Here is a 10,074-nt window from a genome sequence, read left to right as displayed (position 1 = left end):
TCAATTAGCGCATTTAATGAAGTACCTCTCTCTACCGACTCTGCTCTTCTCATAATCTCTCTTACTATAGTGTCGCGAGGATGGGTAGTCGAACTGACCCCGCGTGATGCCTTGCCCATTCTCTCCCGAGGAGCGGAGAGTATTCTAGCAATTTCCAGTGCGTTTATAATTCCTGCCAAGAGACCATTCGTCTTGATGATTGGCAATCTTGAAATATTATACCTACGCATCTTACTCAGAGCATTAGCGAGTGTGGAACCCTCCTCAATAACAATTGCTCCAGACATTACCTCATCTACTGTTGCGTGCCCAAAGTTGGCAGTTAAAGCCACGTCAGTTTCACTGACAATACCAACTAAACTTGCATTTTCGACTACGGGTAATGCCCTATTACCGGTAGTTACAATCAACTGAGTACATTTTTCAACTGTGTCGTTTGGGCTTAACACTGGTGTCTTTTTGGTGAAATGCTTTAGTTTCGATGAAGGCTGTGCATTAAGGTTCAGAAATTCTTTTGCAAAGATCATACCAACGTACTTTCCTCCCGGGTCAGTCACCGGTAGTTGATTGATATTATTATCATACATATCCTTCAGGGCCTTTGATACCGTATCTTCTAATCCCATCGAAAGGACTTTTTCAGCCATGATATCTGAAACTTTCATGAGAATATAGCAAAAGATGCTCTGGATTGCACTAAAAAACCTTCCCTCTTTTTAAAACCCCAGAGCACTTCCTGTCACATTGCTTATTTCATCTATGGCAGCTATATCCGAGAGGAGTCAGTGTTTCTGTGAATATACAGTCAGCTTTTTGAAATATGGGGGATGAAGTATGTATACGTTTATGCATGTATGCATGTATGCATGTATGTATGTATGAATGTGGTTATGCAAACTAAGAATGAATAAAATCTTCGCGGCCGCAACTTCATTTAACTTAATCGTTATCCACATTCTGGCATGCTCCGTGCCTATCAATTTTAATCAAATTGTCATCCAAAATGATAGCGAATATACCTAACCGATTTTATCTAGTGTTTAAACAAGAGAATTCTGTTTCGTAAAGAGCTTGCTTATGACATTACGCGTATGCAATTTGTCGTTCTTAAACTTTTTCAGAGTAAGACTACGGTGAAGCGGGTGTCTACACTGCAGATGAATAGTTGAGGAAGCAGAGTATCTTTCTCGCGACAGTCAAGTAACAATGCCCAGTCTGTACATTGTTTGATTGTCAGTACCTAAAATTCTCCATTCTGCGCATTATGAAGGAGAACGGTACCAGGGGTTTGACACCAGACTTTGGTGACTTGACTTAATGTAAAGGTGGTTATTATTGTATTTACATTGGGAGACAAAATATTAAGGATATCCCGTAACTAATTATTGAGTCAGTGGTCGACGGTGGTAGGTACTTAGGTGAGCAGGCAGACGTGCATCTGAATAAAAATCAAAATGGAAATAAAAATAAGGATAAAAAGTTCCGTGACATGGATCGAACTGAGCGTCTAGGACATTTAAGAGACCAAACTAGCCTCACAGAGAAAGATATCGGGGATATTGTTAACCCTGAATACAGTTTTGAAAATGCAGATCAGATGATAGAAAATGCGATTGGAACACTTTCTCTACCTCTAGGAATCGCGACTAATTTCATAATAAATGGTAAAAAATACATGAGGAACCATCCGTGATTGCTGCTGCAAGTAACGCAGCAAAAATAGCGTCAATCAATGGTGGGTTTTCTACTTTCATTGGTGACGCACTTATGATAGGTCAAGTGCAACTTGTGTCAATACCTGATCTCGACAACCACATAGTAGAAAGAATTTTACATAACAAAGAAGAGCTCCTTAAATCTGCAAATTCAGATAGCAGGTCAGTAGTTGCAACAGATCTTCAGACCAGGATAATTCGAGACGAAAGTCAGAACCAAATGGGAAAGATGCTCATTGTTGAGATTTTTGTGGACACCAAGGATTCAATGGGTGCTAATACGATAAATAAAATGTGTGAGACGATTGCACCTATACTTGAATCACTTACAGGCGGAAAGGCTGTTCTTAGGATACTTTCAAACTACTCTACAAGGCGAATAGTTAGGTGCACAGCCTTATTTGGGAGAGAGAATTTGGGAGGGCAGTCTATTGTAGACCGAATCTTGTATGCTTATGCTTTTGCCCATTCTGATCCTTATCGGGCCGTCACTCACAATAAGGGTATAATGAATGGTATAGATGCGGTTGCCATAGCAACTGGTCAAGATTTTCGGGCAATTGAAGCAGCTGCACATGCATATGCAGCAAGAGACGGGCAATATAGGTCATTGTCCAGATGGTTCAAATCAGAAAATAATGATCTAATCGGTGAATTAGAGGTACCATTGGCTGTAGGCACAATTGGAGGGATCGTGTCAGTTCATCCTACTACTAAATTGGGTTTAAAACTTGTTGGAGTTAAAACAGCAAAGGAGCTTGCTTCAGTTATAGCTTCAGTTGGTCTTGCTCAAAATTTGGCTGCAATGAAAGCTCTAGTGACACAGGGAATTCAGGCTGGGCATATGAGACTCCACGCCAGAAATATGGCTGTAATGGCGGGGGCTAAAGGAGAGCTAATCAAGGCCGTAGCCACTAGGATTGCCAACGAAAACAACGTAACTTTACTGAGAGCCAAAGAACTCGTTACACTGATGTCTAAAGGATCAACCAACCAACAACAGCAACAGCAGCAGCAACCACAATAATAAGTAAATATATACCCGTCAAGGGTTTGCAAATGAATGGATTGAGTAGAGTTGAGTTGAGTTGGCTCTAATATGGCTACAGTAAAATTTGCTATTCCCAAGGGCAGTATTGAAGAAGCCACGTTTAAGTTCCTAGAGCAGGCATGGCAGAGCATACGTGGTCGTGGTCGCACTTATCGAGTGATGTTAAGCGATCCCGAGATCGAAGTCAAAATTTTGCGGCCACAAGAGATACCCACGTATGTCCAGGAGGGATTTTACGACGTTGGAATCACAGGAAAGGATTGGGTTAGGGAAGCCAAAGCAGACATAGCTACTCTAATGGACTTAGAGTATGGCAAGGTGAAGCAAGTAATAGCCGTTCCAGAATCATTTGCGACAAACAACCTGTCTGACCTGATTGAGGAATTTGCATCCAAAAACAAAACACTTAGGATATCATCAGAGTATCTAACTACTACAGCCGCACACATCAAATCTAATCCTGCCTATCAAAAAAACTTTGGAAATGTAGATCCAATGATCATCACCCCATGGCTCAGGGTTGGAGAGAATAATAGAGTGGAGATATTTCTGTCATTTGGCGCTACCGAGGCAAAACCACCAGAAGATGTCGATGCTATATTTGATATTACAGAGACAGGCACTACCTTGGGGCAGAATAATCTTAAGATAATTGATTGGGTGATGGAATCCTCCGCAGTATTAGTGGCTAACAGATCCTCATTGAAGAACACAAAAAAGAGAGAGAAAATTGCCGATATGATCGCCTTACTCAGAGGAGTCGTCGAGGGCAGAAAGAAACTTCACATTTTTGTCAATGTAAAGAAAGAGAACCTGGATCGATTATTGGAACGCATGCCTGCACTTAAAAAACCTACGGTCAGCCAGTTGAGTGAACAAGGGTGGTACAGTGTTAACACGATCATTGATAAGAATGAATTCATAAAACTTGTGCCCGCTATGAGAAAAATTGCCCAGGGACTAGTTGTATTGGAGCCAAGACAAATTCTACCATTAGATGAAATAAACCTAGATGAGCACGCGTGATAAAGACGTTTATGGTCACTGACGTTCAAAAAGACGTCGCAAGATTGCGTACAACCAGTTCGAGCATCTTAGATCAAATGATTCAGAGGGTGGGGTCAATCGTCAAAGAAGTGGAGGATAATGGAGATAATGCGATTAGAGATTATACTGAAAGGTTTGATGCAGTTTCGTTAGATACCTTCAGGGTTACTGATGAGGAGTTTAGGCAAGCCTTTAACATGATTACAAAGAAACAACTGCAAGCAATCAAAGCTGTGAAAGTACTTTTGACCAAATGTGAGACGTCAATTAAGAATAAGCTTGCCAACGTCACCGTGTCCTCGGAAGGAATAAAAGTTCAACGCTCGTTTCAGGCAATTCCCAGCGTGGGGTGCTACATTCCTGGCGGCAAAGCTCGCTATATTAGCACTGTACTAATGTGCATGGTTCCAGCAAGAGTTGCTGGTGTAAAGAGAATAGTTGCCATATCTCCTCCGCAGAGAGATGGGACGATTGACCCCCTTACACTAGCAGCTGCCAAGATTTGCGGGGTAAGCGAATTCTACAAGGTTGGTGGAGTACAGGGGATTGCGGCCCTTGCAAAGGGAACATCATCTATAAGGAAGGTTAGCAAAATTGTCGGGCCTGGGGGAATTTTTGTCACTGCGGCAAAGTTTTTTGTTTCTAGAGAAGTCTCAATAGACATGATGGCAGGGCCCACAGAGTTGTTAATTTATGCGGATTCAAAGTCAAATTCGAGATTGATTGCTCTGGATTTAATTTCACAAGCTGAGCACAGTAATGATACTTTCTGTGGTGTAGTGACTGATTCCACTGATCTGGCTAGTCGTGTTTCATTGGAAGTAAAAAATATTTTAAAGGATGATTCAATACCTCGTTCCGATATTATTTGTGAAAGCCTAAAAGCAAATGGATTTATCGCTATTTGCAAACGACAGGACACTGCGATAGATTTTGTAAATGAACTTGCTCCGGAGCACTTACAGTTGATGTGTAAGAATGCCCGACAGATTTCGAAAAAGATAAGATCGGCTGGTCTCACTTTGGTAGGAGAATATTCTCCTTCATCAGCAAGCGATTATTGTTTCGGCTCTAACCACATTTTGCCTACGAGCGGCTTTGGAAAAACCAGAGGGTCACTTTCAGTCCTTGATTTTTTAAAACTTACCACTACAGTAGAAGGAACCAAAAAAGGGTTATTAAAAGTGCGGCCTTATATTGACCAAATCACCACAGCAGAGGGACTATTCAATCATTTCAAAGCAGTACAGGAACGGTTGATGACCAAATGATTAATTGGCTGTCTAGCAAGTTGGATAGAATTTCAAAGCTAGACTCTTATCTTAAACCTGAGAAAGTTGAGCAGTCAATAAAACTCGATTCAAATGAAAATTTCGCTCTTGACAGTCAATATATTATGAAAATGGCATCACGTGCAGTGACACATACTGATCTCCGTGAGTATCCATTGGAACAATATGAAGAATTCTATTCACAACTTTCCTCTTACACCGGTATAGACGCAAGATATCTAGGAGTTGGTAATGGCTCTGATCAAATAATTGAATTGCTCCTCTCTATCTTCGGAAAAGGCCAGGAGGCAACTGTTTTCACTCCGACCTTTTCCTATTTTATAAATCGTTGTGAGTTACACGGTATAAAGCTAAACAAAGTGCCCCTAAACAGAGACAATGGGCTACCTGAAGTAGAGTTTCTCAAGCATGCAGCACAGTCAGACATAGTGTATATTTGCTCTCCAAACAATCCCACCGGCAACCAGTTTCCTGAGACCCAAATTCTGAAAATCATAGAGCAGCTAAAAGAAAAGCTGGTTTTGATTGATGAAGCATATGTTGAATTCGGAAATTACAGTCTTGCAAAACAGATTGCAAACTATGATAACTTGATAATATTGCGGACTCTGCGTGTGGATTAGCAGGAGCTAGGGTGGGATACTTGATAGCAAATGAAAGGTTTGCAAATGTGTTCAGAACATCCATCCAATCTCCTTATCCTATCAATAGTTTTTCGCTCGCAGTTGCGACCTATGCACTTTCTGATAAGGCTTACTTAAGACAGACTGTCGAACTAGTAAAGAGGGAGCGAGAGAGAGTTTCTGGCGCACTCATTAAATTGACAGGCATAACAGTATTCAAATCTGATGCAAACTTTGTTTTTCTTGCATCTGAGGATAATTACGGAAGGATTTTAAACACTTTAAAAGATGACAGGGTAGTAGTAAAAGCGTTTGGAAACGTTAATGGACTTAGAGGCTGCTTGAGAGTTACTATAGGAACCAGCGAGATGAACGATAAATTTCTAAATTCGATTTACAAGGCTGTTGGTTGTTATAATTGAAAGAATGATAAGAAGGAAAGGAGTAATAGAAGCAGAAATTGAACTAGAATTGGGTTTAGTTTAGTCTAAGATAGCTGAATTAATTGAAGGATTTCGATTGCGCTCTTTTTGATGTTGATGGCTGCCTAGTGGACATTAGGAAATCTTATAACGCTGCCATCAAGAGAAGTGTTAAGTTTATTCTGAAGAACTTTAACTCTGACGGAAGGACACTAACCAATCGTAGACGAACAGATTTGGTGACAGACAAAATAATTCTCAAGTTCAGACAGACAGGAGGCTTCAATAATGATGTCGATACATCTTATGCAATATGTCTAGCAGAGTTAGCTGAACCTCACAAACGAATTCCTGATGCTAGAAACTTCTTATTTCAAGTAGCCTCAAACTCAAATGAAGAAGGCATTGCTTCTGTTGAAAAATATTTAGCTACGTTAACTTCAACCACTCGCATAAAAAATCTCAAAAGAAGGTTGGGTTATCCCGCTCCACCAGGAAAGAGTGTTCTTGCTACAATATTTGATGAGCTATTCTATGGACCAAATCTCTTTAAGAAATTGCACAATTTTGACCCAATATACTATTCAGGCAAGCCATTGATAGAAAACGACAAATTGATAATAACTAAAGCCACTGCAAACAGTTTGGCAAGGAGGTTTAAAGGTAATCTTGCGGTTGTTTCTGGACGGAGCAAATTAGCTGCAGAATTTTCACTTAAATCAATATTTGGTTATCTAAAGCCAAATTGCTCAGTTTTCCTAGAAGATGAACCAAGGGAATTTGCAAAACCAAATCCCTACGCCATAATCAAGGCCATGAAAAACATGAGCGCCAGAACTGCCCTCTATGTAGGTGATGCCTCTGAGGACTTGATAATGGTTAGAAGAGCCGAAAAAAAGACCAATCTTAGGATTGCATTCTGTGGAATTTATGGATACAGCTCTAAACCACTCGAAACTAAAGTGCACTTGGCGAACAATGGAGCTGACTTTGTTATTCAAGATATCAATGATCTACCAAATATGTTAAATAATATATCATTAAAGAAGTAATATTATTGGGAGATTACGTATACAGTATCACACCTAGAGTTTCTAATGTCGACCGGTCCACCAAGGAGACACATGTGTCAGTCCAAACAAATATCGATGGATGGGGTGATGCAAGCATAAACACCGGGCTTCCATTTATAGATCACCTCATTGTGGCTATTGCAAAACATAGTATGGTTGATATTACATTGATAGCGAATTCAAATGACGGGATTTTACACCACCTTGTGGAAGATATTTCGATTGCCCTTTCTCAGTCTTTAGACAACGCTCTTCGCGACAGATCTCGCATCCGAAGGTTTGGTCATGCAGTTATTCCTATGGATGAGTCGATTGCAAGCGTAACTATAGACTTAATAAAACGCCAATTTTGTACAGTGAACCTAGATTTAACAACTGACGCAGTAGAGGGAATCCCCTGCGAAGACCTAGAACACTTTGTAGGATCATTGGTTCAAAACTTGAACGCGTGTACTCACGTTATAGTGAAGAGTGGAGAAAATGATCATCATAAAATTGAAGCGGCGATCAAAGCCTTCGCAGTGGCGTTCAGAATGGCAGCTAGCATCGATGAAAGAAGGAAAGACGGGATCCCAAGTACCAAAGGTGCGATGTAAGTAATGAAGCGCAATAATATTGCAATATTTGATTACGGGGCAGGAAATCTTTTTAGCCTAAAAGCTGCTTTAGAGCGGAATGGTGCCGAGAGTGTTTCGATACTGCGAAAGCTTAATGATTTAGGAGGTTTTACAGGAGTAGTCCTTCCAGGGGTGGGCAATTTCGACCCAGCGATAAGATCCGTTGAGCCGTTTAAGGAATCATTGCTCCAAGCGATGGAAGATGCCATCAATGGAGGTGTTCCGATGCTAGGGATTTGCCTGGGGATGGAGATGCTATTTAACAAGAGTGAAGAGGGTACTCTAGACGGCCTCAAAATTCTAGATGGAGAGGTAGTAATGCTTTCCAAAAAAGTTAAAATTCCCCATATGGGTTGGAACAATTTATCCATAACTAACAGCGACAGCAAGCTCTTGCGTGGGGTATCGAATGGTTCATGGGTCTATTTCGTTCATTCTTATTTTGTAAAGCCTACGGACAAAAATATAGTCGCTGCAAACTCTGTATACGGCAGCGTGATCCCGGCGCTTGTAGAGGACGGAAATCTTTTCGGAACTCAGTTCCACCCCGAAAAGTCTGGCGCTGTGGGAGGGATAATGATAAAAAATTTTCTAAAGGAGTGTACTCAATGCTCGTAATACCAGCTATAGATTTGCTTGAAGGAAATGTTGTCAGGTTGGTAAGAGGTAATCCGGACAATAAAGTGATCTACGGCAATGACCCTGTGCAGATTGCAAAAAAATGGGAGAATGCTGGGGCAGATATGCTACATGTAGTGGACCTTGATGCCACCTTACAAACTGGGCGAAATAATACTGAGATCGTTTCTAGAATAATAAACGAGGTCGATATTCCTGTGGAAGTAGCCGGGGGTATACGAACCATTCCAGCAGCGAAGGAATTCTTTAGTAAAAATGCAGCAAAAGTGGTGATTGGGACGATGGCTTACAAGAATCCTGGTTCCATCAAGCAAATTGCTAGGAAAAACCAAGATAGAGTAGTGATCTCGCTCGATCAAAGTAATGGAATAGTTATGGTTGATGGGTGGAAAGAGGCAACAGGATCAGGAGTTATTGAATCTCTGACTCTTTTTATGAGCATGGGAGTTAGAGAGTTTTTACTCACTAGCGTGGAGAGGGACGGGACGATGTCAGGCCCAGATATTCCAACATTATCTTCCGCGGCTAGCATCGCTAGTGCAAAAATAATTGCGAGCGGAGGGGTTTCAAGTGTCGAAGATGCCATCAGGGTTAAAAATATTGGATGTAGCGGAGTAATACTTGGCAAGGCACTCTATGAGGGCAAAATTCACGTTGAAAGAGTGAAGGCGATTTCATAGTATGCCGTTGGCCAAACGAATAATTCCATGTCTGGATGTTGACAATGGAAGAGTAGTAAAAGGAGTTCATTTCGAAGAAGTCAAAGAGGCAGGTGATCCAGTTGAATTCGCTCAAAAGTACAAATCACAAGGCGCAGATGAGTTAATTTTCCTTGATATTACTGCATCACAACAGGGGAGAGAAACAATGAGGAACGTTGTTAGTAATGTAGCGAAGGTTATAGATATTCCATTTACTGTAGGCGGAGGTATAAGGATGTTAGAAGATGCACGTGAAATACTACTCAGTGGTGCCGACAAGGTATCAATCAACACGGCAGCCGTTAAGAATCCTGAGCTTATCAGAGATTTGATGTCAATATTCGGCAGGCAGTGCGTGGTAGTGGCTATAGATGCCAAGAAAAATGTAGGAGGTCGCGAGGCCAGGTCTGAAAATTCGGATCAAGAATACTGGTTCGAAGTCAAAATCTTTGGTGGAAAGACAGGCACTGGGATTGATGCAATTGAATGGGCTAGAAAGGTAGAATCTTTAGGCGCTGGGGAGATCTTGCTCACCAGTATCGACGCAGATGGTACAGAGAATGGATACGACATTAACTTGACGAAGTCTATTTGTGATGCTGTCCGTATCCCGGTGATAGCATCTGGAGGATGTGGCGAGCCAAAGCATATGCTGGAAGTATTTAAACAGACCGACGTTGATGCCGCATTGGCAGCATCGATCTTTCACTATGAAAAGTCAAGTGTAGGCAGAGTGAAAGATTATTTGAAAAGTAACGGAATTGAAGTCAGAGTTTAGTTTTATTTAATTTAATTTAATTTAGTTTAATTTAGTTTATATTAATTTAGATTAATTGAACTTCGACTACCTTTATTCTAGAAAATACTGTAGCAAACCAAGCCAAACCAAGTCCC

10 protein-coding genes and 1 pseudogene are annotated in these 10,074 nt (G+C 41.0%); 10 read left to right on the top strand and 1 reads right to left on the bottom strand.

Features of this window, described 5'->3' with window-relative positions:
* Window positions 1-665: CBS domain-containing protein (locus DYY65_RS10350; RefSeq protein ID WP_236561790.1), on the bottom strand; the 665-nt coding region annotated here is incomplete at its 3' end.
* 824 nt (window positions 666-1,489) lie between these two features.
* Between DYY65_RS10350 and DYY65_RS10345 the strand changes: the two are divergent.
* The 10 genes and pseudogenes from DYY65_RS10345 to hisF all read left to right on the top strand — a co-directional run bounded on the left by DYY65_RS10345 (window position 1,490) and on the right by hisF (window position 9,958).
* A pseudogene (locus DYY65_RS10345) lies at window positions 1,490-2,742 on the top strand (hydroxymethylglutaryl-CoA reductase, degradative).
* 72 nt (window positions 2,743-2,814) lie between these two features.
* Complete coding sequence (hisG, locus tag DYY65_RS10340; RefSeq protein WP_162477884.1) at window positions 2,815-3,792, top strand: ATP phosphoribosyltransferase; 978 nt, start codon at window positions 2,815-2,817, stop codon at window positions 3,790-3,792.
* Window positions 3,789-5,084 (top strand): histidinol dehydrogenase, encoded by a 1,296-nt coding sequence (gene hisD, locus DYY65_RS10335; RefSeq protein WP_370519354.1) that lies wholly within the window; start codon window positions 3,789-3,791, stop codon window positions 5,082-5,084. The genes hisG and hisD overlap by 4 nt, the downstream gene beginning before the upstream one ends.
* A complete protein-coding gene (locus tag DYY65_RS13080) occupies window positions 5,081-5,728 on the top strand; it encodes an aminotransferase class I/II-fold pyridoxal phosphate-dependent enzyme (protein ID WP_162477883.1) in 648 nt (215 codons plus the stop codon). Before hisD ends, DYY65_RS13080 begins: the two co-directional genes overlap by 4 nt.
* Before the next feature lie 11 nt (window positions 5,729-5,739).
* On the top strand, window positions 5,740-6,150 hold the full coding sequence (locus DYY65_RS13075; RefSeq protein WP_162477882.1) for a hypothetical protein: 411 nt from the start codon (window positions 5,740-5,742) through the stop codon (window positions 6,148-6,150).
* An 83-nt stretch (window positions 6,151-6,233) separates the two neighbouring features.
* Window positions 6,234-7,202 carry an HAD family hydrolase gene (locus DYY65_RS10320; protein ID WP_162477881.1) on the top strand — a complete coding sequence of 323 codons (969 nt, stop codon included), beginning with the start codon at window positions 6,234-6,236 and terminating at the stop codon, window positions 7,200-7,202.
* Between the two features lie 5 nt (window positions 7,203-7,207).
* Window positions 7,208-7,819, top strand: coding sequence for an imidazoleglycerol-phosphate dehydratase (locus DYY65_RS10315; protein ID WP_162477880.1), 612 nt, complete (start codon window positions 7,208-7,210; stop codon window positions 7,817-7,819).
* Between the two features lie 3 nt (window positions 7,820-7,822).
* Entirely contained in the window at window positions 7,823-8,458 is a 636-nt protein-coding gene (gene hisH, locus DYY65_RS10310) for an imidazole glycerol phosphate synthase subunit HisH (protein ID WP_162477879.1), read from the top strand.
* On the top strand, window positions 8,449-9,159 hold the full coding sequence (gene hisA / locus DYY65_RS10305) for a 1-(5-phosphoribosyl)-5-[(5-phosphoribosylamino)methylideneamino]imidazole-4-carboxamide isomerase (protein WP_162477878.1): 711 nt from the start codon (window positions 8,449-8,451) through the stop codon (window positions 9,157-9,159). The genes hisH and hisA overlap by 10 nt, the downstream gene beginning before the upstream one ends.
* A gap of 1 nt (window position 9,160) precedes the next feature.
* A complete protein-coding gene (gene hisF, locus DYY65_RS10300; RefSeq protein ID WP_162477877.1) occupies window positions 9,161-9,958 on the top strand; it encodes an imidazole glycerol phosphate synthase subunit HisF in 798 nt (265 codons plus the stop codon).
* Window positions 9,959-10,074 lie beyond the last annotated feature (116 nt).

This window comes from Nitrososphaera sp. AFS (assembly GCF_009898475.1).
Classification (GTDB): Archaea; Thermoproteota; Nitrososphaeria; order Nitrososphaerales; family Nitrososphaeraceae; genus Nitrosopolaris.
The sequence above is the reverse complement of the archived record's forward strand: the minus strand, read 5'-3'. Positions and strand labels throughout refer to the sequence as shown.